The 232-nt window shown below is 43.5% G+C and carries 1 pseudogene; it reads left to right on the top strand.

Annotation, left to right across the window (positions count from 1 at the left end):
- Positions 1-27: 27 nt before the first annotated feature.
- Positions 28-232 (top strand): annotated as a pseudogene (locus AAEZ00_RS22240) (MFS transporter); the annotation flags it as partial.

Here is a 232-nt window from a genome sequence, read left to right as displayed (position 1 = left end):
CAACAGGACAAAGAATACGTGCCCACTATGGGACAGTTATTACGCCACCGTCAAACTTGGGGAGTGATTGCAGCACGTTTCTTTATCGACCCTATCTGGTGGTTATTTGTTGCTTGGCTACCATTGTATTTAAACGAAAAATTTGGCTTTGATGTTAAACAAATTGGCGCATTTGCTTGGTTACCTTATGTCGGAGCTGCCATCGGAGCATTATTTGGTGGCTGGTTTAGTG

The sequence above is a fragment of the Shewanella sp. S1-49-MNA-CIBAN-0167 genome (assembly GCF_040310145.1).
In the GTDB taxonomy this organism is placed as follows: domain Bacteria; phylum Pseudomonadota; class Gammaproteobacteria; order Enterobacterales; family Shewanellaceae; genus Shewanella; species Shewanella psychromarinicola.
This window is presented reverse-complemented; position numbering and strand designations above follow the sequence as displayed.